The organism is Sporosarcina saromensis (assembly GCF_054901285.1).
This window is the reverse complement of the sequence record NZ_CM142738.1, coordinates 2,333,649-2,358,987: the sequence shown is the minus strand read 5'-3', so window position 1 is coordinate 2,358,987 and position 25,339 is coordinate 2,333,649. Positions and strand designations below refer to the sequence as shown.

The following is a 25,339-nucleotide window of genomic DNA, read 5'->3' as shown; positions in this document are numbered from 1 at the left end:
GAAAAGACATACCATAACAGGTATGTCTTTTTTCATGCTATATTTTGATATCGATTTAGTAAAGTGTCTAGTTGTTGGCTATATGCGATTGTCTCTGGATGTGTGAATCCTTGATCTTGTGCTTTTTTAATCATCTTGGACCGCTTAATATAAATTTGTAGGGACAACAACTGTTTGCTAACCAATTTCATCTTTACCTATTCCTCCATCAAATTTTTTATCACAAATCTTACGCTTTTTTTCACCTTTCCCTATCTTACTCGTTGTTTCGTGAAAAAAATGTCGTATTTTGGTTCATTTTCACTTTGTTAACTAAATGTCATAACTTTGTCACAAATAAAGAGAATGGGGATACATAATTTATATACCCCATTCCATCTATTTATAAACCACATCATTTATTAAATAATGTGGGGAACACTATTTTGCATCCGGGAACATTCTTTCAATGCTGTCTGTAAATTCATCAAAGAACCCTTCAACAGGATCACCTCCTCGGACACGATCACCATAGTCGGTCAATTGTTTCGCATAATCTGGATTAAAAGAAATATAGACGTTTTTAAACTCTGCATTGGCACTGCGGGCGGCATCTGCAATTTTCCCCTCTAATGCCTCATTATCTGTTGCACCTTCTTTAAGAACGACACCAATATAAGCATTTTCATTCGTCACTAATACATTAGCCGTATCCACTTCGTCCAACTCTGAAATTTTATCCGCTGCATCATCAGCAACTTCAATTTTTTTGCCTGAAGCGACAGAGTCACCGTTTTCTACGGCAGACTCATCTGTACCGTTTTGGTCATCCATATCGTTTGTTGTATCTGTTGTGTTTCCGTCATTCGTATTGTCATTGTCCGTTCCCCCACCACAAGCAGCTAAACTGAAAAGCATGAACAATGTAAGTGGCAACATCAGTAATTTTTTCATAAATCCTACACTCCTTTTCATTTTTTTCATGAGTAGGATGTGCAGATCATCTTGGTCTATACACTAAAAAAAGTACCAATACAAGGAGGTTTTATAGTATATGCGGAAAAGGAAAATACGCGCAAAAAATCGGATAGGTTTCCCCATCCGATTGATGTAGCCATTTAATATTTAGATCCACTATCGCCATACTCATCCAATAATTCAGCAAAGCTTTTGTTCTTTTCCCGTTCCTTGCGTTCTCTCGTTCGCTGTGCTTGTAGCTCAAGTTCTTTCGCTTCTTGTTCAGCTACGAGTTCTTTTTTCGTAGCTTTTAACCGCTTTACCAATGTCTCATCAAGAGCATCCATCAGAGTTGCTTGGTCTGACTCTTGTGGTCGTGCTTTGACTTTTGGAGTTGTTTTTCGTTTCGCCATATCGTTATCCTCTTTCTTTAAGGTTGTCGGACGATTGTCGCAACACCTTGCCCTCCACCTATGCATAATGTTGCTAATCCAGTTTTTGCATTTCGGCGATGCATCTCATGAATCAATGTCACCAGAATTCTTGCTCCACTTGCACCTATTGGATGACCTAATGCAATTGCTCCGCCGTTTACGTTCAACTTAGATTGATCGAACTGTAATTCCTTATCGACAGCAAGTGACTGTGCAGCAAAAGCTTCATTTGCTTCAATTAAATCAATCTCTTGAAGCGACAAGTTCGCTTTTACTAAGACATTTTTGACAGCTTGTACCGGTCCAATGCCCATAACAGAGGGATCGACCCCTGCATTTGCATTTGCTGCAATGACAGCAAGTGGTTGTAGCCCTAATTCATCCGCTTTGCTTTTTGACATGATTACGAACGCAGCAGCACCGTCATTAATACCCGAAGCATTCCCGGCTGTTACACTGCCATCTTTTTTAAAGGCAGGACGTAGTTTACCTAATTTTTCGGTTGTCGTATTTCCTTTTACATATTCATCTGTATCAAAAATGAATGGTTCGCCTTTACGTTGGGGAATTTCAACGGGTACGATTTCCTCTTTAAAAATGCCATTTTCAATCGCCGCTGCAGCTTTCTGTTGTGATTGAGCAGCAAACGCATCCTGCTCTTCTCGTGTTAAAGAATATCGGTCACAAAGATTCTCAGCTGTAATCCCCATATGATAATCATTAAATGCACACCACAATCCATCGGAAATCATACTGTCAACAATCTTTTGGTCCCCCATCTTAAATCCTTCACGAGCATGTTGCATTAAAAAGGGTGCTTGGCTCATATTCTCCATACCGCCAGCAACGATAATATCCGCATCACCTGCTAGGATTGCTTGACGAGCTAAATGAACTGCTTTGAGGCCAGACCCACATACTTTATTAATGGTCATTGCCGGAACTGTTTCCGGTAATCCTGCTTGAATGGCTGATTGACGAGCTGGATTTTGTCCGAGCCCAGCTTGTAAAACATTCCCCATGATCACTTCATCGACATCTTCACCTTGCACACCGGCACGGTTCAGCGCTTCTTTAATCACTATGCTCCCTAACTCGACTGCTGACACATTTTTTAATGAACCTAAAAACGAACCGATCGCTGTTCGGACAGCGCTTACAATTACGACATCGTTTGACATTAAACTCTCCCCCATATCATTTTTTCATTCTTACTCTACCAATACTTTCTACATTATTTCCCTTTATCTCTCCCCTTCAGTACAATAGTAGTAGGAGGGGATGACATGTTTATTTTACCAAAGTCCGTGACAATTATCGAGGTAGGACCTCGAGATGGATTGCAAAACAATCATAATCTTGTAGCTGAGAATGATAAAATTGAATTTATCCACTTACTGCAAGAGGCAGGCATTAAAGAAATGGAGATCACATCCTTTGTATCCCCGAAATGGGTGCCACAAATGGCAGATGCCGCTCAAATTGTAGCGAAAACGAGGAAGATAGGTCGTCAATTCGTATTAGCACCGAACGAAAAAGGGGCAACGTTAGCAAGTGAGGCTCATGTAGACAGTATTGCAGTGTTTGTAGGTGTCAGTAATTCATTTAACAAAAAAAATATTAATCGCTCGACGAAAGAAAGTATGGATTCTTTGGAACCGGTCATTGCTAAATTAAAGCGTGAACAAATTTTTGTAAGGGCATGCATTTCAACTGCTTTCTATTGTCCATACGAAGGGAAAATGGATCAAGATGATGTGTTGGCAGTATGTGAGCAATTTGTCAAAATGGGTGTTGATGAGCTGAGCGTAGCAGATACAATCGGCATGGCCAATCCACTTGAGAGCTATACTTTGTTTACTACACTCAAAGAGCAATTCCCCACTACATTGCTGACCGCTCACTTCCATGACACACGAAAAATGGCTTTAGCAAATATTTTTGCTGCATTGCAAGCTGGAATTGACCGATTCGATACTTCAGCCGGCGGACTCGGAGGCTGTCCATTTGCGCCTGGAGCAACCGGAAATGTAGCAACTGAAGACGTTGTTAATATGTTGGACAGATTAGGCATCCAAACGGGTGTAGAAGTTGAGAAAATTTGTGAAGCAGTGGAAAGTATTGAAAAACATGTTTCACAACCAATTGAAACAGGAATGTACAAATTGTACAAGAATGAGAAATGTCAAAGGAGTTGAAGTGGATTGAAACGCCGCTTCCTATATTTTACTGGAATCATTGGAAGCATTTATACGGCATTATTGACAATCATTGCATTCATTGCAACGAGCCGCCTCATGTTTATGAAAATTAAAGATCCAGATGTTATTCTCAAAAGAGAAATTGGTGCAAAACGCTTTGATGAACATTGGTATGAAACCGTCCGTAAAGAAGATTTTTGGGTCGATTCGCCAAATGGTTATCCGTTACGTGCCGTCTTTTTACAGCCGCTTGAAACGACTAGAACTGTAATCATATGCCATGGTGTAACGGAAAACAAAATTAACTCCATTAAGTATGCACGATTGTTTGAAAGACTTGGCTTTAACTCGGTTGTATATGACCATAGGCGACATGGGGACTCAGGAGGAAAGACGACAAGCTTCGGCTTCTATGAAAAAATCGATTTGCATGCTGTCGTCGCAGCAATTCGAGAAAGAATCGGTAAACGTGCATTGCTTGGTATACACGGGGAATCTATGGGAGCTGCAACGACAATCCTTTATGGTGGAACGTATGGAGACGAAGCTGATTTTTACATTGTCGATTGCCCGTTCTCCGATTTTACTGAGCAGATTCTTCACATTTTACGAACAAGTACCCCACTACGTTCTTCAATGACTTTACGAATAGCAAACTTATTTTTACGAATTAGGGATGGCTATACGACAAGTTTAGTATCCCCTCGAGAAGCGATCGGAAATATCTCAAAACCGATGTTATTCATCCATAGTTTGGAGGATGATTTCATATTACCTGAAATGACGAAGGAATTATACTCGTTGAAAAAGGATAACAAAATGATGAAACTATTTCCAAAAGGCGTTCATGCCAAATCTTTCAATGAGAATCCAGATGAATATGAACAAGAAATTTCACGATTTTTACACAAATTCGGATTTACGTCGACATAATACACGCAAAAAGACCTCTTTTTCAATGAACGGCAAGGAAAAAGGTCTTTTTTGCTTTATTGCTTAGTGTACATAAACGATTCCATTTGAAATCGTCATTCTGTTTACGATTCCATTGTCTTCTAATAGCTTCAAATTCCAACAAAAAACCACCTCTCCGGTTTATCTTCACCAGGAAAAGTGGTTAGTTTGTATGCATAAAGAAAGATTAAGCACAAAATGTGATTTTCGGAAGAATGATTGACCTGTACACCATTGTGACAGGAAATAATGTATACGAACAATTAGTGAGCATTTTGTTGTAACGCTCACAAACTGCGTTAACTCAACCTTTGCTACTTGTCCAATTACTTCTTTTTATCCGGCTTATCTTGCATTTTGTTCATTTGTGCCATCATTTGGTTAATCTTCTTTTGTGAAGGTTTTTGTCCCATTTGCATCATCATCATACGTAACATTTGCTCATTAATTGGCGGGTTATCTTTCAAATATTTCATCATGTATTGACGTGCGATGAAAAATCCGAGGGCCACACCAGCTATTAATGCGACGACTGCAATAAGGATTACCCAAGTCGTGCTTAACATCCGCTATTACCTCCTTCACTTCCCTAAATCAGGTTTACTCTACCATGATGGATTATACAACAAAGGAGTGGTACATAGCAATGTCTGGCAACAATTTTCTTACTAAAGCTTGAATCTTTTAAAAAAGCAATGCCTTCTCGTTTCCGACATGCTGTTCGTATTTAATTGGCTTGAGCCATCCCCATTCTCCATGCTCGTCCATCACAGCAAAGAATCGATCATCCGTCCCTGATAATGCGACGAACAAATCCAAGTCCAACATTCTCGAACCGTTACAATACGCTTGTAGGGAGTAGGGTGTAAGAGAAATATGGATGGATCCTTTCATTGGATGCGATAGTCGATATTCCCCATCGTCACTTTCAACTGTCGTAAAGCTTTTACCAAGATTCCTGAGGATCGCTTGGTCAATCGCTGCTTCTTCGATTTCATCACACAAGTATTGCACTTCTTGTAGAGGTTCCTTTGGAGCATAATCTTTTAACAAGTCATAAAGAAGACCTTCTCTTCCTAAAATGAATGATTGGTATCTCTTCTTTACTTTATAGATATCATACGTTCTCATGACCGTCCCCTCCTTTTTTACTTAGTGTACCGTAGGATTTGTAAAAAGTTTGTCAGATTACGCTAAAGAATAGCACTATTATTGTCGGAACATTTATAACAATATTTACAATTGTAAAAAGCACGCTGGTTAACGTAAGTAACCAACGTGCTCTACATTTAGTTGAACAAAGCTTTTACTTTTGCGACAACATTTTCTTCTGTGAATCCGTACTCTGCAATGACTTTATTACCCGGTGCACTTGCACCAAATGTGTCGATTGCTAGGACATCGCCTTCATCACCCACGTATTTGTGCCATCCAAGAGAAGCTCCCATCTCAATGGACAACCGTTTTTTAACAGCTTTCGGAAGGACAGCTTCCTTATACGCACTGTCTTGTTGTTCAAACAAATCCCATGAAGGCATTGAGACGACTGCAACGTCAATTCCTTCAGAACGTAATTGTTGCTGTGCTGCAACCGCTAGATTCACTTCAGAACCAGTTGCAATTAAAATTGCATCCGCTACTGCTTTCTCTGCAGGTGAAACAGTATACGCTCCACGTTTGACGCCTTCCTTAGCTTGCTCCTTTGTCGCAGGGAGAATGTCCAAGTTTTGACGTGATAGCACGAGAACAGTCGGACGATTTTTTGACGTAACTGCGTGATGCCAAGCTGCTGACGTTTCATTTCCATCTGCTGGACGAATAACTGTCAACCCTGGCATAGATCGTAACGAAGAAAGGTGCTCAACCGGTTCATGTGTTGGCCCATCTTCTCCTACTGCAACACTATCATGTGTAAATACATACGTTACAGGCAAGCCCATCAATGCAGACAGTCTAATTGCTGGTCTCACGTAATCACTAAATACAAAGAACGTACCGCCGAATACATGTAAACCACCGTGTAACGCCATACCGTTTAGTGCAGTTCCCATTGCAAATTCGCGTACACCGAACCAAATATTACGCCCGCTGTAATTGTTTGCCAAGAAGTCGCCTGCGCCTTTAATCGTTGTCTTGTTAGAGCCAGCCAAGTCCGCACTTCCACCAAAGAATGAAGGAACGACTTTTGCAATTGCATTAATTGCATCTCCTGAAGCAGAACGTGTCGCATGGGATGTTCCTTCTTCATACACAGGCATTGCTTCTAAAAGCGAAGCAGGCATGTCACCGGAAATCGCTGTTTTTAATTGTTCTGCAAGATCCGCATGTTCGCTTTCATATTGCGCAAACAGCTCGTTCCATTGTTGTTCTTTTTTAACACCTAATTCATCTGTCGCTTGTTTAAATGTTTCATATATGCCTTCAGGAACTGAAAAATCTTCCTCATACGTCCACTTGTAATATTCTTTTGTAAGCTTCATTTCATCTTCACCAAGTGGCGCACCATGAACATCCGCTTTGCCTGACTTGTTCGGGGAACCATAGCCAATAACCGTTTTCACTTCAATTAACGTTGGGCCACCTGTATTTCCTTTGGCCGCTTCTATTGCTTTTGAGACGCTGTCGATAGCATTGCCATCTTCTACACGAATATAATTCCAGTCGTAAGATTCAAAGCGCTTTTTAATATTTTCAGTGAAGGACATTTCTAAATCGCCATCAAGCGAAATATCATTACTGTCATATAAGACAATTAGTTTATTCAGTTGGAGGTGACCAGCTAACGAAATTGCTTCAGCAGCTACACCTTCCATTAAATCACCATCGCCACATAGTGCATATGTGTAATGGTCAACAACGTTGAAGCCAGGTCGATTGTAGACAGCTGACAGATGTTTTTCTGCCATTGCCATTCCTACAGCCATTCCAATTCCTTGCCCAAGTGGACCGGTCGTCGCTTCTACACCTACTGTATGGCCATATTCTGGGTGGCCAGGCGTTTTGGAATCCCATTGTCTGAAGTTCTTCAACTCCTCCATTGGCAATCCATATCCGCTTAAATGCAATAAGCTATAAAGCAACATGGAACCATGACCTGCAGATAAGACAAAGCGATCACGGTTGAACCAATCCGGATTTGAAGGGTTATGGTGCATATGTTTTGTCCATAGCGTGTAAGCCATCGGAGCAGCACCCATCGGTAATCCAGGGTGGCCAGAATTCGCTTTCTCGATTGCATCAATGGAGAGTGTTCGAATCGTGTTAATAGCAAGTTGATCGATAGTTTCGGTCATTCAAAAACATCCTTTCCCGTACTGTATCTTTTGTTAGAAGCCTGTTTCTATTTCCTACTATAGTGTAGTCAATTTAGAAGTGAATTACAATCCGTCATCGTCATCTGCTCACTGCAGATATTTAGGATTACGGGCTTCTTTCACTTTTTCAGGTGTAACATCATTACCTTCTGGATCAATTACTTTCACATTTTCGATTGTTTCTCGCATTGAAGTACGAAACGTTTCCAAGTATTCTTTCCGAAGTTGTGTTTGTTCTTTCGCTTCTTCCAATGTCAATCCAACTGTTTTTGACTTTTTGGACAACTCGTTAATTCGTTGAATCTTATCTGGTGATAACATTGAATTCCTCCTATCCTTTATCTTATGTGTACCTACAGCTAATTGCAGGTTAACAATGACCATGTTCTTTATTTTTCTCCACCGTTTCTTATTTTAGCACTACTATGCACACTTTTAGAAGCAGAACACTCTTCATTGTTTAGTAATCAAAATAAGCAGGAAGTGCATTTTATCAGCCTTCCTGCTCAACTTCATATTCTTTATATCGTCTATGTACAGTCGCTTTGCTCACGTTGTGGCCAAGTCCTCGTAATACACCAGCAATCTCTTCAAAAGTGAGTCCTTTCTTGCGTAAGGACACAATTTCTGTCAAAGGAACGTCAATTCGCTCTCGTCCTTCTACATTCCCTTTGTTTTTTAAATTATCTTCTGGCCGATAACCATCACGCACAGCACGTTTCATGCCTCTACGTATTTTAGCGTTATGAAGCTTTCGTTGGTATTCTTCAACAATCGCTAAAATCTCAAGCAGCATGTGATCCATCTCGTTTAATTTCATTGGACCGCTATCATGGTTTGTAATGACAGTCGTATTCATTTTCATAAGAAGATGTAAAATTGCAACTCTTGCATTTCCCCTACCAAGCCTTGTTTCATCTTGTACTAAAAGCGTATCGATAGCCTCATTTCGGATACAGTCTAGTAAATCCAATAATCCTTCACGATCCATATCAAAACCACTATGCTTTTCTTTAAAAACATGGGCTACTTGCAGGTTCATCTTCTTAGCAAGTTGTTGAAGTTCCTCTTCTTGTCTAGCCAATGAAGCTTCTTGTGAATCTTTTTCAGTACTTACTCTGCAATAAAGGACACAAGTCTTCAATTGAGATGTCAACATTATTCACCTGCCAACTCCGTTAGATTGTCGTCCGTAGACTGTATCGTTCCTGGTAATTTTAGCGTATCTCCGCTTTTTATCAAAGTAGAATGCATATTATTTAAATTCATCACTTCTTTAATCCACTTGTCTGGCTTTTCGTTCGGTCTATGTTTTTGTGCCAATCCCCATAGCGTGTCCCCTTGCACAACTTCTACTTCAACAATTGTACTCTCTTGTGTTTCTTTTAAAACAAAGAATAAAGTGAATGTCGAACTTAGTAAGATAATTGAAAGTATGTAGCCGTATTTTTTAACTAGCGTCACATTTAACCCCTCCAAGAATGTTTGTTCGGAATACTTGTTCCCATTATAGGACAGGTTTTTTCGCATGTCAACAAATCTTTCGAACCTTTGTTTGCTAAACATCCGAACACCTGTTATACTTATGATAAGAAATAACATTGGTTACGAATTTCTGTTCGTACAAGAGTACATTCTTTTTTACGTAAAAATGGAGGGGTGGAAAGATGAAAAAAATGTCGAAAAGGCAACAGGATATTTTGGATTTCATTAAAGATGAAGTGAAATTGAAAGGATATCCTCCTTCCGTGCGGGAGATCGGAGAGGCTGTCGGATTAGCTTCTAGTTCAACTGTCCATGGACATTTAGCAAGATTGGAAAGCAAAGGCTATATTCGTAGGGACCCTACAAAACCGCGAGCAATTGAAATATTGGATCCTGAGGGACTTGATTCGATGAAAGGCGGAGTCCTACATGTTCCACTTGTCGGAAAAGTTACTGCCGGTCTTCCCATCACTGCGATTGAAAATATTGAAGAATATTTCCCTTTACCTGATACATATGGTGCCTCTGATGATAATTTGTTCATGCTTGAAATTGTTGGAGACAGTATGATTGAAGCCGGATCTTAAATGGAGACTACGTTGTTGTAAAACAGCAACATACTGCAACGAATGGTGAAATTGTTGTCGCAATGACAGAAGAAGATGAAGCGACAGTCAAACGGTTTTTCAAAGAAAAGGATTACTTCCGCTTACAGCCTGAAAATGAATCGATGGAACCAATCATCGTCAATCACGTTTCCATACTCGGAAAAGTTGTGGGCGTCTATCGTCAAATTCATTAATAAAAAGAGGATGTCCGAGTCGCTACCGACAATGGACATCCTCTTTTCTATTATTTTGGTTGAATCATCTGATCGAGTAGTAATTTTTGCATGGAAGACATAACTGCCGCTTTTACATGTTCATATGTTAAACCACCTTGAATATACGCTGTATAAGGCGGTCGAATCGGGCCATCAGCCGTCAGTTCGATGCTGGATCCTTGTATAAACGTCCCAGCAGCCATAATGACATCATCTCTATAGCCAGGCATGTATGAAGGTTCTGGCGAATAATGCGCATTGATCGGCGAGTTTTCTTGAATCGTTTTACAAAAAGCGATCATTTGTTCAGCGGTTGTAAAATTGACAGATTGAATGAGGTCTGTTCGCGGATTGGAGACATGTGGTGTCGTATCAAATCCATAACTTTCTAGAAAAGCTGCTGTAAATAACGCACCTTTCACCGACTGACTCACGACATGAGGTGCTAAGAAGAAACCTTGATACATTTCTAATAAAGTATCAAGTGACGCCCCCGCTTCCGCACCAATTCCAGGAGAAGTCATCCGGTACGCACATTTCTTCACTAAGTCTGCCCGACCTGCAATATAACCACCAGTTCTCGCAAGCCCTCCGCCAGGGTTTTTTATCAGTGAACCAGCCATCAAATCGGCTCCTACTTCAACCGGTTCCTGCTTCTCCACAAATTCTCCATAACAATTATCGACGAAAACGATTAAATCTTCGCGAATTCCTTTTACAAAAGCAATCATTTCCTTAATTTCAGCAATGCTGAACGATGGACGGTCTGCATAGCCTTTTGATCGTTGAATGCCAATCATTTTTGTAGCTGCATGAATCGCTTTTTTCACTTCTTCAAAATTAACAGAACCATTTTCAGTCAATGGTACATGTTGATAAGTAATGCCGTAATCGGAAAGCGAGCCTGTATCTTCATCTCCCCCTGACACGATAGAGTCTAATGTGTCATAAGGCTTGCCTGTGATATAGAGTAATTCATCACCTGGGCGAAGTACTCCGAATAGGCTCAATGAAATTGCATGTGTACCAGAAATAATTTGATTTCGAACAAGGCATGCCTCTGCCCCAAAGACATCTGCATACACCTGTTCCAGCACATCCCGTCCATCGTCATCATACCCGTATCCGGTCGAACCCGTTAAATGAAAGTCACTGACGCGATTTTTTCTAAATGCCGCTAACACTTTACGTTGGTTATGGAAAGCCACTTTCTCGGCAGCTTTAAAATAGGTTTGGATGTCCTCTTCAATCTTCTCCGCTCGGTCTTCGATTTCTTCAGTAAATTGCTCAATTAACATAATTGATTTCCTCTTTCCTACGTGTAGTCCCCTCATTATCTTATCAGTCTGAGGAAATAGTTCAAGAATGAATCGCCATTAGAAAATTACGTAGGAATCGTATATACTATGAGAGGTTTTAGTTTAGGGAGGGAATTCATTGGCTTGGGAAGTATTTAGCTTTATTGGTACGGTTGCTTTTGCGATTTCAGGAGCATTCGTTGCGTTAGAAGAAGATTACGATATTTTTGGTGTTTACATATTAGGGATGGTCACCGCTTTTGGTGGTGGTGCATTACGGAATGTCGTAATAGGTGTTCCCGTATCTGTGTTATGGGATCAGAATTTCCTTTTCGGCGTCGCAACGTTGTCCATTTTGTTAATTTTTTATTTCTCCAAATCTGTCATTAGCCATTGGAATCGATGGGGCACTTATTTCGATGCAATTGGTTTAGCAGCCTTTGCGATTCAAGGAGCGATGCTCGCTGTAAAGATGGACCTTTCTATTGCGGCTGTAATGGTTGCAGCAGTTTTGACTGGAGCAGGAGGCGGTGTCATCCGAGATGTTCTTGCGGGGCGTAAACCATTAATCTTTAAAGATGATATTTACGCAGTGTGGGCTGCAGCTGCTGGTTTCATTGTTGCAATCGGGTTTTACAAAAATGATCTTGCCTTGTATGCTTTACTTGTAGCAACCGCCACGTTACGTATCCTCTCTTTTTTATTCAACTGGAAGCTTCCACATGGAAAGGTTACGAATGAACAATAACAAACATCTTGAAGATCCACATAAGTGTATAGTTCTTCAAACTCAAAGGCGAGCAAATATCAGCTCAACACAATATATAGTTGCTTACTGATTCTATAAAAAGAACGAGGAAAAGTGGAATTGAGAACACTCAATTTCACTTTTCCTCGTGTCAGATGTTGATTATTCCTGGTCTTTTAGTTGAACAGGTTTAATTGGAACATATGTTGAGATCGCATGTTTGTAAATTAATTGCTGTTTTCCCTCAGATTCTAGCAGAACGGTATAATTATCATACGATTTGATGAGTCCTTTTAATTGAAAACCGTTCAAAAGAAAAACCGTTACAAACGTATTGTTTTTCCGTAAAGCATTCAAAAATGTTTCTTGCATGTTTCCTTGTGCCATACACCCCAGCCTCCAGTACATTCTATATTTCTAGTGCTTACTCTCACTATTCGATTTTGAGTGTTCAAAATCCTTCATAATCGCTAAAATTTCATCTATACATTTTTGCTGATTGGCTAATGCATCAAACCAATGAATGGTCATTTTGTTTCTAAAATAGGTCATTTGCCGTTTTGCATAGTTTCGTGTATGTTTTTTTATGGCATCGATCGATTCTTCAAGTGTCATCTTGCCTTCGAAGTAATCGTACAACTCCTTGTAACCAATTGCTTGGACAGACTGCACATTACGGACGTTCGTATTCCATAATCCCCTTGCTTCATCTACTAAACCTTGTCGAATCATTTCATCGACACGGTCATCGATTCGCTCGTACAACGTTTTCCGTTCAATGTCCAAACCGATAAGAAGATGATCGTAAACAACCGATTGTCCTTTACCTTGCTCTTGTGACTCTTTCGTTTTGCCGGTCACCTCGATTATCTCTAACGCTCGTATGATTCGACGGTGATTGTTCGGATGAATCTTTTTTGCACTTACTGGGTCTAGTTTGACGAGGCGTTCATAAAGTAGTGCTGCCCCACCATCCTTCTCCAATTCTTTTTCTAACTTCTCCCGTACAACAGGATTAGCCCCTTCCTCCGTAAAACGAAAGTCGAAAAGCACAGATTGGATGTACAGGCCCGTACCTCCTACAATGATCGGTTGCTTCCCTCGACCTTGGATGTCATCAATACAATTGCGTACAACAGACTGATATTCAGCGACTGAAAATGATTGAGTCGGATCTTTCAGATTAAATAAATGATGAGGGATTCCTTCCATTTCCTCTGGACGGATTTTCGCCGTACCAATGTCCAAACCTTTATAAACTTGCATCGCATCTCCGTTGATGATTTCCCCATCAAGCGACTTCGCCAGTTTTACACTTAAAGAAGTTTTGCCTGAAGCAGTGGGCCCAACGATTGCAATGACCAACGATGATTCATTCATGTTCTTGTAATCCATTCCTTTATGAAGTTAAATACATCCAAACGATTGTCTTCTTGCAAAATTTCATGTCTCTTTCCTTCGTATAGCATGACGGTTACATCGGTTACACCCTGTTGTACGAATTGCTGGCCAACTTGCAACACGGCTTTGCTGTTCGAACCTACAGGATCATCTGAACCGGATACTAATAAGATTGGTAAGTCAGAAGGAACCTGTTTTACAAATTCAGGTTGATGTATTTTCTTTAATCCATCAAATAGACAGTTGAAAAATCCAGTAGTCGGTACAAATCCACAATATGGATCATTAATGTACGATTCGACATTTTGTTCATTTGCTGAAAGCCAATCGAAGGAAGTTTTCGGATTTCTGATCAATTGATTGTATCGACCAAATACTAATCGATTAATGACGTAATCTGTTTGAGCGAATGATCTTAGGCGACCTCTCATTTTTGCAAGAGCAACGCCCGCAATACGACTTACACCAGGGTCTCCAGCCGTCCCAACGCAAATCAATTTGTCAAGATGACTTCCATGCAGTTGAGCATACCTTCTTGCAATAAAGGAACCCATGCTATGTCCGAGTAAACTGAAAGGCAGATCAGAAAATTTTAATCGATACAACTGAATGACTTCGAATGCATCTTTCACAATTCGATCAAAGTCCACTTGGTCCCCGAAGTGGCCAAGTTTACCGTTTAAGTCGGCTGTCTTACCATGTCCTCGATGATCGTGGCCCGTTACAACATAACCACTGGATACGAGATCAGCGATAAAGCCTTCATATCTACCTATATGCTCTGCCATACCATGCAAAATATGGATGTGCCCAATTGGTGTTTTGTTCGGACGGCTTTCAATTGTATGGAGCTTAACGTTATCAGACGTTGAAATTGTCATTTCATTCAACTATTTCTCCACCTTTGCCTACAGCTTCTATAATGCGTTCATCAAGGTCAGTGAGCAGTTTTTCATATACTTCTGCTTCATACGTTAACAATTCGGCCATATAAGAAGCGACCTCTTCACGATACTGTTTCACTTGCCTGATATTAAAATACAGATCACCTGTACGACGAACAAAAAAGTCAGCTGGGGTCATCGCCATTTCATAATGGATCGCGTAAAGGATTTCGGCTTTCCAACGTGCCGGTAATTGATGAGGATCATTTTTCGTTGCGGTGACGTAATTGAAAACGACATCGACGTTCGTTCCATACAATGATGCGAGCTGCCTACCTTCTTCTTTCGTTAATCCATACAATTGTGCTTCATTCGATTTACTTTCAATAAAAGATTGATAGTGCTCTTCGTTATCAAATTCACCTCCTGATAGAGGTAGATACTCTGTCACGCATGGACCGAAAGATGTGTTCGAAAATCGTTTGACGACTTGATCCACAACGGTTTCCGCCATTTTCCGGTAGCCTGTCAGCTTGCCGCCTGCAATCGTCAATAAACCTGTAGAAGCCTCCCAAATTTCATCTTTCCGAGAAATTTCAGTTGCATCTTTGCCATCTTCATAAATAAGTGGTCGAACACCAGCCCACGTGGATTCCACATCTTCTCTCTTCACTCCTACAGATGGGAACATGTACAGCAGGGCTTCTAGCAAATAATTAATTTCTTCTTCTGTCGCAGAAGGATTTGCCCGGTCACCATCAAAAAATGTGTCTGTCGTACCCACATATACTTTATTTCCACGAGGAATCGCAAAAATCATTCGTTCGTCAGGTGAATCAAAATAGACGGCTTGCCGTAACGGAAAGATGGATTGATCGAGCACGATATGAATTCCTTTAGACAATTTAAGCCGTTTGCGATTTGAAACTTCATCCTTCGCCCGCACTTCATCCACCCATGGACCCGTAGCATTGACGATAACAGATGCATGTACATCCATTGATTCGCCTGTTAACGTATCAACGATTTCAGCACCCATCACTTTGCCTTTATGATAGAGGAACCGTTGCACTTTCATATAATTCAGGCACAATGCACCTTTTTGAGACGCTTTTTTCAACACTTCGATTGTTAGTCTTGCATCATCCGTCCGATACTCCACATAATGCCCTCCACCTAGGAGGCCATCTTCCCTTATTAACGGTTCCATTTCAAGTGCCTGCTCTGCCGTTAACATTTCACGGCGTTCGTCTTTTTTTACACCCGCTAACTTGTCATATACGAGCAAACCTGCCGATGTCGTCAGTTTGCCGAATGTGCCTCCTTTATGAAAAGGAAGAAGCATGCGTTGAGGGGTAGTGACATGGAGTGCATTGCGGTACACCGTTTCACGTTCCCGCCCTGTTTCAGCAACGATTTTTAACTCCATTTGCTTTAAATACCGTAATCCACCATGCACTAGTTTTGTAGATCGACTGGACGTACCTGCAGCAAAATCCTGCATATCCACAAGAGCGACTGATAACCCTCTTGTCACAGCGTCTAGTGCGATTCCTGCACCGGTTATTCCTCCCCCGATGACGAGTAAATCAAATTGATAGTTGCCCATGAATTGTTTCACTTTAGGTCTTGTAATCGCTGATAACATTTTTGTTCTCCTCCTCTTCAAAGCTTGAACAAACGTGTCGCTTCTACCGCTTTCTTCCAACCTTCATAATATTCGTCACGTGTAGCTGTATCCATTTTTGGTGAATAGGTCTTCTCTTTTTCCCACAACGCCTCAACCTTTTCACTCGATTCAAAAAATCCAGTAGCTAATCCGGCCAGATAGGCAGCGCCTAAAGCCGTAGTTTCCAAATATGCCGATCGCTCTACATCAATTTGTAATAGATCGCTTTGAAATTGCATGAGAAACTCGTTCGCCACAGCCCCTCCGTCTACACGCAAAATGTCAATGGATCGTTGTGCATCTTTTTCCATCGTCAGTAGGACATCTTTTGTTTGGTAGGCCAATGCTTCAACGGTTGCACGTATGAAATGCTCTTTTTCTGTCCCTCGTGTTAACCCAAATATTGCACCTCTTGCATCCGAATCCCAATAAGGCGTACCAAGTCCAACAAAAGCAGGGACGACATATACACCATCTGTAGATGCCACTTTGTTTGCATACCGCTCTGAATCCTCTGCTTTTTGAATCATTCGCAAACCGTCCCTTAGCCACTGGATGGCTGAACCTGCAACAAACACGCTCCCTTCAAGTGCATACGTCACGTTGCCATCGATTCCCCATGCGATCGTTGTCAGCAAGCCGTTATCCGATTGGACGGGTTCAGCACCAGTGTTCAGAAGCATGAAACAACCTGTTCCATACGTGTTTTTTGCCATCCCTTCATGAAAGCACGCTTGCCCAAACAGCGCACATTGTTGATCGCCTGCTGCACCTGCAATTGGCACTTCAGCACCGAAAAAAATGGATGCATCTGTGTCTGCATAAATTTCCGAAGACATCCGTACTTCAGGAAGCATAGCCATTGGTATATCCAGCATTTCACAAAGCTCCTGATCCCATTGTAGTTCGTGAATATTAAAGAGCATCGTTCGTGAAGCATTGGAGTAATCTGTTACATGAGCTTTGCCATTAGATAGTTTCCAAATAAGAAATGAATCGATTGTTCCGAAAAGCAATTCGCCTTTTTCAGCTTGCGCTCTCGCTCCGTCCACATGGTCGAGAATCCATTTTACTTTCGTTCCAGAAAAATAAGGATCGAGTTGCAAACCTGTCTTACGTCGAATTAGATCTTCACAGTCGTCATTGCGTAATTGATCTACAATCTGTTGGGTTTGCCTTGATTGCCAAACAATTGCATTGTAAATCGGCTGCCCGGTATGTTTGTTCCATATGACTGTCGTTTCGCGTTGGTTGGTGATACCGATCCCGTCAATTGATTCGGGTTGGTTACCACTCTCTGTTAAGACAGATGCGATGACCGATAATACAGAGCCCCATATTTCGCTTGCATTATGTTCCACCCAGCCAGGCTGTGGAAAAATTTGCTTGAACTCTCGCTGTGCAGTATGAACAATTTTGCCTTGCCGATCAAATAATATCGCTCGTGTACTCGTTGTCCCTTGGTCAATCGATAAGATGAACTCTCCCATTTTACCTTCACTCCTCTTCAATCAATGATGGAACGTATACGCCTTACATTACCCGTTTAAACATCTTCTCAATTTCATAAGTTGTAAAGTGGATCAGTACAGGTCTTCCGTGCGGACATGTATAGGGATTTTCGGCTAATGAAAGATCATGTAATAGCCTCTCCATATCTGCAAACGTCAAATAATGATTTGCTTTAATTGATTTTTTGCAACTCATCATAATTGCTGTCTCTTCTCGCAACTTACCGATGTCTGTTCGTTGCGTTTCAAGTACTTGTTCAATCAACTCTTCGATAAGGGTCGTCGCTTCGTTCGCAGGGAACCAAGCAGGATATTCTTTTACGGTATAAGATGAAGGGCCAAACTCTTCAAGAAAGACGCCTACATCATGTAATGCTTGGATATTTTCTTCTATTTTCACACGCTCATCCCCAGAATAATGAAAAATGAGCGGCATTAATAACATTTGACGTTCGTCTTCTTGCGGTCTACTTAATTTATCCCTAAAAAACTCATATTTAATGCGCTCTTGGGCAGCATGTTGGTCAATTAAATAAAAACCATCTTCGTTTTGTGCGACGATATACGTTCCATGAACTTGCCCTACCGGAACAAGAGATGGAAATCTTTTGTCCATCTTTACATCCGTTTGTTGAGGTGGCTCGATTTGCTCTTCCAACTGTCTAGTATGAATCGTTTCTTCAACAGTAGACTCTTTCATCGGGAATGGTTGCTCAAATATTGTCTGAGCTTGCTTCACTGAATCAGCTTGTTCAATCTCTTGTTTACTGTGTACGTCTTTTTCAAAATGTACCTCTAGGTTATCGGGAACTGTCAAACTTTCCTTCTTCTCTTCTCTGTCGACTTGATGATGCATTTCTTTCATAGTTGTTTGAGTAGGCTTCATGTCGTTCCACATCGTCACTTGTTCTGAAGGAGGTTGTTGAATGACCTGTCGTTTAATTGCTTCAGGGACGATGATTGCTTTTTTCACTGCTTCATGGACAGCAGTTTTAATGAGAGCAAACAAGTCTGCTTCTTTACTCAATCGAATATGTTGCTTGGATGGATGTACATTGACGTCGGTCAGAAAAGGATCCGTTTCAACATTTACAACACTGATTGGAAACCGTCCAATTGGTAAATACGTATGTAAACCGTCCAATACCGCTTGGTTTGCTGCGTAACTTTTGACCCATCGTCCATTCACAATGAGCGTCATATAATTTTTCGAAGCCCTTGTCATTTCGGGAAGTGTGACGAAGCCACTTACTTTAAAATCGGCATTTTCCCCGTGGAAAGGGACCATCTTTTTAGCTACCGCAGTTCCGTAAATATCATGGAGCACTCTTCTTTGATCGCCTTTGCCGGCTGTTTGTAGTAGAACTTGGCTATGATGCATTAACTTAAAAGATATATGCGGATGGCTAATGGCAAGTCGATTCACAAGATCGATTGTATGACCAAGTTCTGTTTGTATAGTTTTCATATATTTAAGACGTGCAGGCGTATTATAAAACAGTTGGGCAACCGTCATATCGGTCCCTTTCCGGTAGGCGGCATTGGATTGTTTAACGACCGTCCCCCCTTCTATTTGCACTTCCGTCCCTTCCGTTTCGCCATCAGACGTCCATAAACTCACTTTTGAGACGGATGCGATACTGGCGAGAGCTTCTCCTCTAAAACCGAGTGTCCGAATTCTGAACAAATCATGCTCATTTGAAATTTTGCTCGTTGCATGGCGTTCAAAAGCGACCACAGCATCCCGTGCAGACATACCCTTACCATTGTCTGTTACACGGATTGATGTAAGTCCTGCTTCTTCTAAAGCAATTTCGATGACAGTACTCTCAGCGTCAATTGAATTCTCCACAAGTTCTTTGACAATGGAGGCAGGACGTTCGACTACTTCACCTGCAGCAATTTTATTGGACAACGTATCGTCCATCACTGATATGACATCCACTTTACCCCTCCTTTTCAATTTGATCGTTTACTCCTATGACTGAAGGAGGCTCGCACTTAGTAAATTTATTTATCAATCGACATTTATCACTGGCTGTTATTTTCAGCCAATGATCAAGCTTATCTTATTTCATTTTTAATTTCTGTTGCCAATCTAGAATCATTTGCATCGCCTGCATCGGCGTCAGATTCATCAAATCAGCTTGTTTCACTTCTTCGAGGACTGAGTGCGTCTTTTTTGCCGACTCAGCCAATGGGGACGTTTCTTCCTTCAAATCAAAAAATGATAGTTGAGCTGAATCATCGTTTTCAACTTTTGGCTGCTCTGTACTCTCAAATACTGTTAACAGTTTTTTCGCACGGTCAATGATTGAATCCGGCAAACCTGCTAGTTGTGCAACATGAATTCCGTAACTCTTATCTGCCGCTCCTGCCATCACTTTATGCAAGAATACGACACGACCTTCTTGTTCCATTGCCGCCACATGTACATTTACTAGTCGATTTAATTCTACATCCAACTTCGTCAATTCATGATAGTGTGTCGAAAAGAGCGTATTTGCACCAATTTCATGGTGGATGTATTCCATCATCGCTTGCGCCAGCGACATGCCATCATATGTGGATGTACCCCTACCAATTTCGTCAAACAACAATAAACTCTGCTCTGTTGCATTTGCGATGGCATATCTCGATTCCATCATTTCCATCATAAACGTACTTTGACCTGAAGCAAGATCATCCGCTGCTCCAATTCTCGTAAAGATTTGATCGGTAATTGGCAGCTTGGCAGATTCGCACGGAACAAAGCAACCAATCTGTGCCATGATGACGGTCAATGCAACTTGTCGCATAAATGTACTTTTCCCCGACATGTTTGGTCCGGTAATGAGTAGCATGTTCTCCGTTTCCGTCAACATGCAGTTATTCGGCACGTATAATGACTGATCCATCATTTTTTCTACGACAGGATGACGACCATTTTTTATTTCCAATGCGCGACCGCTATGAAATTGTGGTTTAACAAATCGGTATTTTTCAGATACTGTCGCGAATGCTACTAACACATCCAATTCGGACAATACGCTTGCGAGCAATTGCACTCTTCGGATGTGTGTTTTCATTTCTTCTCGTACTTCACAAAATAATGTGTATTCCAACTCTTGGCCATCTGCTTCAGCATTCAGAATTAGCTCTTCTTTTTCTTTTAACTCTGCTGTAATATATCGTTCAGCGTTGGCGAGCGTTTGTTTACGTTCATAGCGACTCAAGTCTGCCAAATGAATATTAGACTTGGTAATTTCAATAAAATAGCCGAATATTCGATTGTACCCGATTTTCAAGTTTTTGATGCCTGTCCGATCTCTTTCCTCTCTTTCCAACCGAGCGAGCCATTCTTTACCATTTTTTGATGCATCACGATATTTGTCTAACTGTGCATGAAAGCCATCTTTAATCATTCCGCCTTCCTTCACAGAGAGTGGAGGGTTTTCTGCAATTGAAGCTTCCAAGATCGTAAGAACTTCTTCGCATACATCAATTTGTTGCGCATATTGCTGAAGATTTGTTTCATTTGCATGAGCTAGTACTTGCTTGAGCAACGGAATTTTACGTAAAGAATTTCTCAATTGAGCAAGATCTCTTCCGCTTGCATTCCCCATAGCAATTCGTCCTGCCAATCGTTCGAGGTCATATACTTCTTTTAAGGCAGTCTTTAACTCATCTCTTAAAAAATAATCTTCTAGCAAACTACTGACAAGGGACAACCTGTTTTCAATAAGTTCCTTGTCTGCTAGTGGCTGATGAATCCAACTTCGCAATTTCCTAGCACCCATTGCAGTGGATGTATCGTCCAACAACCAGAATAGCGTCCCCTCTTTTGTCCCGTTTCGAATCGATTGAACAAGTTCTAAGTTACGCATTGAGTTTGCATCGATGGATAGTTTTGCTGACTTTTGTATGTATGCAAAAGGTCGTAAATGTTCCAAAGCAGATTTTTGCGTACGCTGTAAATACGAAATGAGCGTTTCACACGCTTCCGTTAAATTACTTGGAATCGATTGAAACAAATGTTTTACATCCGTATCCGTTTCACCGTTATCCATGGATAGGACAATATTCCGCTTGGAGATGTGTTCATTTAACGATAAATGAAGCCGTTCTCTCACGACAATCTCTTTCATTCCAAGTGCTTCAATTTCGCTAATCAATGTTCTTTCATCGCCTGTTATGAGTTCAACGTTCCCTTCTCCCGTTGCCAAATCCAAGTAGGCAAGAGAAAATTGGTTTTCGGCCAATTGATCGGCTGCTCCGATATAGTGATTTGAATTTGCATCGATTGACTTTCCTTCGATGATTGTTCCAGGTGTGATGACTTTCACGACTTCCCTTTTTACAATTCCTTTAACCGCTTTAGGATCTTCTGTCTGTTCACATATAGCGACCTTATGACCTTTCTGTACCAGTGTTTCAATGTATCCTTGGGCAGAGTGGAAAGGCACCCCGCACATCGGTATTTTATCTTTACTACCCCCGTCTCGGCTCGTTAACGTAATTTCGAGGATGGTAGATGCTTCAAGTGCATCATTAAAGAACATTTCATAAAAGTCGCCTAGACGGAAAAACAGAAATGCATCTTCGTATTCCGCTTTCACTTGTAAATATTGTTGGATCATTGGTGTATATGTTGTCATTCTGTAACCTCACTGCTCTTGTATTTCCTCTTATTATAACAAAACATGTTCCTACACAGAAACAAAGCGGATAATTTCATGCTGGCAATGCTTCCTAATAAAGAATTATTCGGAAGCGTATCGTTGAACGAATAAATATCCTATATAATCCACTTCCAATAAAATTCGTTTACATGCTTTGCTCAATAAAAAAAAGCCGGATTAATCCCCCGGCTTAAAATGGTGAGTCTTTGCCCTTTTTCTCTTGCTGAATGTTTTCTGGCTCATGCGAAGAGGATTCTTCTTTAAATGACCACTCTTCTTCAAACTGATGAGGATGTACCGTGATGCAAACTTTTGTTTCCCCGACAATTTCAGCAACCAATTCTCTTTCGACTTTAATAATGAACTTCTCGCCACATTCTGAGATGAGTGCTTCTGTACAATTCGGATGCTGCACAACACTTACGATAATCTCTTCTTGCCCTGACGTCGGCTCGTCACGATAGTGCAGTTTAATACGGTCCTTATACGGCACGGATTCCGAGTAGACGGAAGTCTTTGAGTGGTCATGATGTGAGTACCAGACGTTGACATCAAACTTACCGTTGATTTCAATGTAGCCGCCTACTTTTTTCGCTTGATGCGTGTGGTTGATGACCCAACACCCTAAAATACTGGAAGGGTTGTTAGGCGGCTTTAATGAAACATTCGATTCCGTCCGTTTCTTCCCTTTTGCGATAACTGCCTTCGTTACAATCTGTCGTAAATTCTTCAGTTCATTTCCTCCTTCATTGACTTCTATTTATCCTATGCAACAAGAGCCCAGAAAGTGAAAAAAATCGGCAAGGAATTTATCCTCACCGATTTTTCAGCTTTATGCTAATGGTTTATGTTGTTTACTTTTTACGTAAGAACCTGTTTCTCCTTTTAAAACATCTCCGCCTGTAGATTCAATAATTTCATTTGTGACATTATTGGCAATCGTATTTGTCACCAACTGAAGAAGTCCGTTCACTTCCACTTGTGACTGTTTAAATTCCTGCACAATTGGTACACCATCAATTTCTTCTTGAATCTTTTCAATTTTACTCTCTATGATGCCGAGCGCTCTTTCTTTTTCATACATTTGGAAATTGACTGCTTGTGTTTGCAATGATTTTAAACTAGCAATTTTTTCACGGATCTTTTGGTTTTCATTAATTTGTTCTTCTGCTCTCTTGAAAAACTCAACTTCTTCCGTATTGGCAATCATATGTGCAATTTCTTTTGCCTTTTCAATAATCTCTTCTTTTGTATACATCTTTTCCATTATGACATCACCTTATCCTCTTCTACGACACCAATGAATTCGCCGTCTAGCGACCACGTTTTGGCTTCCGTAATTTTTACATTGACAATTTGTCCAATCACATCGCGGGGAGCTTTAAAATTAACGAGTTTATTTTTTTCAGTATAACCAGCCAAAACGTCCGGATTCTTTTTACTTTCCCCTTCGACGAGCACTTTGACGACTTTACCTGCATATGATTTCATCGCTTCTGCAGACATTTCATTCACGAGTTTATTTAATCGCTGTAAACGTTCCTTCTTCACTTCCATTGGAATGTTGTCAACCATCTTGGCTGCAGGTGTCCCCTCGCGAGGCGAGTAAATGTATGTGTACGCCATTTCAAAGCCCACTTCTTTATATAAAGAAAGCGTTTCTTCAAATTGTTCTTCTGTTTCGTTCGGGAAACCTACAATAATATCGGTTGTTAGTGTTACAGTTGGAATAGCAGCTTTGATTTTCTTAACGAGCTCTAAGAAATGTTCGCGCGAATATTTACGTGCCATAATTTTCAGGATATCACTCGAACCGGATTGTACCGGCAAATGGATATGATCTAGTAAGTTACCGCCTTTTGCGAGCACTTCAATGAGATGATCATCAAAATCTCTTGGGTGACTTGTTGTAAATCGAATCCGCGGAATATCAATGGTCCGTAAATCGTCCATTAGATCACCAAGTCGATAGTCAATATCTTCGAAGTCTTTTCCATAAGCATTGACATTTTGGCCAAGGAGCATGATTTCTTTGTATCCTTGCGCAGCAAGGTGTCGTACTTCCTGGATAATGTCTTGAGGGCGTCTGCTTCGTTCTTTTCCACGTGTATAAGGGACGATGCAATACGTACAGAATTTATCACAGCCATACATAATATTGACCCACGCTTTAATATTTCCGTGACGGACTTTTGGAAGGTTTTCAATGATATCCCCTTCCTTCGACCATACTTCGATGACCATTTCTTTGGACATATACGCTTCGTGTAAAATATTTGGCAGTCGATGGATGTTATGCGTCCCAAAAATCATATCTACTTGGTCATAGGTTTTAAGAATTTTATTCACAACAGATTCTTCTTGGGACATACAACCACACACACCGATGAGTAAGTCAGGTCTTTCCAATTTCAAAGGCTTCAGATGCCCTAATTCACCGAACACTTTATTCTCGGCATTTTCACGGATTGCACAAGTATTCAATAAAATAACGTCTGCATCTTGAACGGTATTTGTCGGTTCATATCCTAAACTTGTAAAAATACCAGCCATTACTTCCGTGTCGTGTTCATTCATCTGACAGCCGTATGTACGGATGTAAAATTTACGTCCTTTCCCCATACCAGCAAAGCGTTCATCAATTTTAAAATCGTCATGGTATTTGATTTCCTCTTTACCACGTTTCTTTGCTTCTTTTAAGGACGGTGGGGTATAAACCGTTTCAAAGTATTTACTATAATCTTTTTCTCCAGTCTCCTGTGTAGATCCTGTAAGTGGTTTTAGTTTGCCTGATTGTAGGCGTTGTTCTTCATTCATGACTTCCTTCCCCTTTCTTCAAACCTCGTGGGAATTGAACAGACTTGACTTCCATTATACATGAACTTCTGCACACTTTGTAGTGAAGGCGTCCATTCGTTTAAATTGATTACGACAACTATGTGACAGTTCAATCAATCTTTTACATCCAACTGTTTTCTTAATAAAAACCACGGACTTGTTGCGTCCGTGGTCAGTACAAA

General features: G+C 40.8%; 24 protein-coding genes and 1 pseudogene. 4 read left to right on the top strand and 21 right to left on the bottom strand.

Translation table 11 applies throughout. From position 1 onward, the window contains the following. Positions 1-32: 32 nt before the first annotated feature. The 4 genes from ACVHUV_RS11840 to ACVHUV_RS11825 form a co-directional block, all read right to left on the bottom strand. Positions 33-191 carry an aspartyl-phosphate phosphatase Spo0E family protein gene (locus ACVHUV_RS11840; RefSeq protein ID WP_317941572.1) on the bottom strand — a complete coding sequence of 53 codons (159 nt, stop codon included), beginning with the start codon at positions 189-191 and terminating at the stop codon, positions 33-35. 229 nt (positions 192-420) lie between these two features. After that, a complete protein-coding gene (locus tag ACVHUV_RS11835) occupies positions 421-933 on the bottom strand; it encodes a YhcN/YlaJ family sporulation lipoprotein (RefSeq protein ID WP_462084706.1) in 513 nt (170 codons plus the stop codon). Positions 934-1,097: 164 nt separating this feature from the next. After that, positions 1,098-1,349 carry a YqkE family protein gene (locus ACVHUV_RS11830; protein WP_371389962.1) on the bottom strand — a complete coding sequence of 84 codons (252 nt, stop codon included), beginning with the start codon at positions 1,347-1,349 and terminating at the stop codon, positions 1,098-1,100. 17 nt (positions 1,350-1,366) lie between these two features. Then, positions 1,367-2,551, bottom strand: coding sequence for an acetyl-CoA C-acetyltransferase (locus tag ACVHUV_RS11825; RefSeq protein WP_462084705.1), 1,185 nt, complete (start codon positions 2,549-2,551; stop codon positions 1,367-1,369). Positions 2,552-2,656: 105 nt separating this feature from the next. On the opposite strand from ACVHUV_RS11825, the gene ACVHUV_RS11820 reads away from it, so the two are divergent. Both ACVHUV_RS11820 and ACVHUV_RS11815 read left to right on the top strand, forming a co-directional pair. Then, positions 2,657-3,568, top strand: a complete 912-nt coding sequence (locus ACVHUV_RS11820; RefSeq protein ID WP_462084704.1) for a hydroxymethylglutaryl-CoA lyase — start codon at positions 2,657-2,659, stop codon at positions 3,566-3,568. A gap of 6 nt (positions 3,569-3,574) precedes the next feature. Beyond that, complete coding sequence (locus ACVHUV_RS11815; protein WP_462084703.1) at positions 3,575-4,504, top strand: alpha/beta hydrolase; 930 nt, start codon at positions 3,575-3,577, stop codon at positions 4,502-4,504. Between the two features lie 347 nt (positions 4,505-4,851). Here the strand turns inward: ACVHUV_RS11815 and ACVHUV_RS11810 are convergent, their stop codons facing one another. From ACVHUV_RS11810 to yneA, 6 genes are all read right to left on the bottom strand, one after another. Then, on the bottom strand, positions 4,852-5,091 hold the full coding sequence (locus ACVHUV_RS11810; protein ID WP_317941578.1) for a YneF family protein: 240 nt from the start codon (positions 5,089-5,091) through the stop codon (positions 4,852-4,854). A gap of 118 nt (positions 5,092-5,209) precedes the next feature. Continuing rightward, positions 5,210-5,656, bottom strand: coding sequence for a sporulation inhibitor of replication protein SirA (sirA, locus tag ACVHUV_RS11805; RefSeq protein ID WP_317941579.1), 447 nt, complete (start codon positions 5,654-5,656; stop codon positions 5,210-5,212). 158 nt (positions 5,657-5,814) lie between these two features. After that, positions 5,815-7,818, bottom strand: coding sequence for a transketolase (gene tkt / locus ACVHUV_RS11800; RefSeq protein WP_462084702.1), 2,004 nt, complete (start codon positions 7,816-7,818; stop codon positions 5,815-5,817). A gap of 108 nt (positions 7,819-7,926) precedes the next feature. After that, complete coding sequence (locus ACVHUV_RS11795; RefSeq protein ID WP_317941581.1) at positions 7,927-8,160, bottom strand: DUF896 domain-containing protein; 234 nt, start codon at positions 8,158-8,160, stop codon at positions 7,927-7,929. A 172-nt stretch (positions 8,161-8,332) separates the two neighbouring features. Next, the gene (locus ACVHUV_RS11790; protein WP_462084701.1) at positions 8,333-8,998 is read right to left on the bottom strand and encodes a YneB family resolvase-like protein; all 666 of its coding nucleotides are present in this window, start codon (positions 8,996-8,998) and stop codon (positions 8,333-8,335) included. After that, positions 8,998-9,303: a cell division suppressor protein YneA gene (yneA, locus tag ACVHUV_RS11785; protein WP_371389957.1), complete on the bottom strand. Its 306-nt coding sequence runs from the start codon at positions 9,301-9,303 to the stop codon at positions 8,998-9,000. Before yneA ends, ACVHUV_RS11790 begins: the two co-directional genes overlap by 1 nt. A 203-nt stretch (positions 9,304-9,506) precedes the next feature. Between yneA and lexA the strand changes: the two are divergent. Beyond that, positions 9,507-10,126 (top strand): annotated as a pseudogene (gene lexA / locus ACVHUV_RS11780) (transcriptional repressor LexA). Between the two features lie 50 nt (positions 10,127-10,176). Here the strand turns inward: lexA and ACVHUV_RS11775 are convergent. Further along, a complete protein-coding gene (locus ACVHUV_RS11775; protein ID WP_462084700.1) occupies positions 10,177-11,445 on the bottom strand; it encodes a methionine gamma-lyase family protein in 1,269 nt (422 codons plus the stop codon). 139 nt (positions 11,446-11,584) lie between these two features. Here ACVHUV_RS11775 and ACVHUV_RS11770 point away from each other — a divergent pair, with 139 nt between their 5' ends. Beyond that, positions 11,585-12,193 carry a trimeric intracellular cation channel family protein gene (locus ACVHUV_RS11770; protein ID WP_462084699.1) on the top strand — a complete coding sequence of 203 codons (609 nt, stop codon included), beginning with the start codon at positions 11,585-11,587 and terminating at the stop codon, positions 12,191-12,193. A gap of 162 nt (positions 12,194-12,355) precedes the next feature. Here ACVHUV_RS11770 and hfq read toward each other — a convergent pair whose 3' ends face one another. The 10 genes from hfq to miaB form a co-directional block, all read right to left on the bottom strand. Beyond that, positions 12,356-12,580, bottom strand: a complete 225-nt coding sequence (hfq, locus tag ACVHUV_RS11765) for an RNA chaperone Hfq (RefSeq protein ID WP_317941587.1) — start codon at positions 12,578-12,580, stop codon at positions 12,356-12,358. 30 nt (positions 12,581-12,610) lie between these two features. Beyond that, positions 12,611-13,573, bottom strand: coding sequence for a tRNA (adenosine(37)-N6)-dimethylallyltransferase MiaA (gene miaA, locus ACVHUV_RS11760; RefSeq protein ID WP_462084698.1), 963 nt, complete (start codon positions 13,571-13,573; stop codon positions 12,611-12,613). After that, positions 13,570-14,475: an alpha/beta fold hydrolase gene (locus ACVHUV_RS11755; protein ID WP_462086903.1), complete on the bottom strand. Its 906-nt coding sequence runs from the start codon at positions 14,473-14,475 to the stop codon at positions 13,570-13,572. Before ACVHUV_RS11755 ends, miaA begins: the two co-directional genes overlap by 4 nt. A 1-nt stretch (position 14,476) precedes the next feature. Further along, positions 14,477-16,126 carry a glycerol-3-phosphate dehydrogenase/oxidase gene (locus ACVHUV_RS11750; protein WP_462084697.1) on the bottom strand — a complete coding sequence of 550 codons (1,650 nt, stop codon included), beginning with the start codon at positions 16,124-16,126 and terminating at the stop codon, positions 14,477-14,479. 17 nt (positions 16,127-16,143) lie between these two features. After that, positions 16,144-17,637, bottom strand: coding sequence for a glycerol kinase GlpK (gene glpK, locus ACVHUV_RS11745; RefSeq protein WP_462084696.1), 1,494 nt, complete (start codon positions 17,635-17,637; stop codon positions 16,144-16,146). Between the two features lie 43 nt (positions 17,638-17,680). Continuing rightward, positions 17,681-19,603 carry a DNA mismatch repair endonuclease MutL gene (gene mutL, locus ACVHUV_RS11740; RefSeq protein ID WP_462084695.1) on the bottom strand — a complete coding sequence of 641 codons (1,923 nt, stop codon included), beginning with the start codon at positions 19,601-19,603 and terminating at the stop codon, positions 17,681-17,683. A gap of 124 nt (positions 19,604-19,727) precedes the next feature. Beyond that, positions 19,728-22,295 (bottom strand): DNA mismatch repair protein MutS, encoded by a 2,568-nt coding sequence (gene mutS, locus ACVHUV_RS11735; RefSeq protein WP_462084694.1) that lies wholly within the window; start codon positions 22,293-22,295, stop codon positions 19,728-19,730. 214 nt (positions 22,296-22,509) lie between these two features. Continuing rightward, positions 22,510-23,034, bottom strand: coding sequence for an outer spore coat protein CotE (gene cotE / locus ACVHUV_RS11730; protein ID WP_371390062.1), 525 nt, complete (start codon positions 23,032-23,034; stop codon positions 22,510-22,512). A gap of 117 nt (positions 23,035-23,151) precedes the next feature. Further along, positions 23,152-23,586, bottom strand: coding sequence for a YlbF/YmcA family competence regulator (locus tag ACVHUV_RS11725; protein ID WP_317941592.1), 435 nt, complete (start codon positions 23,584-23,586; stop codon positions 23,152-23,154). Further along, positions 23,586-25,136 (bottom strand): tRNA (N6-isopentenyl adenosine(37)-C2)-methylthiotransferase MiaB, encoded by a 1,551-nt coding sequence (gene miaB, locus ACVHUV_RS11720; protein WP_317941593.1) that lies wholly within the window; start codon positions 25,134-25,136, stop codon positions 23,586-23,588. Before miaB ends, ACVHUV_RS11725 begins: the two co-directional genes overlap by 1 nt. Between the last annotated feature and the right edge of the window lie 203 nt (positions 25,137-25,339).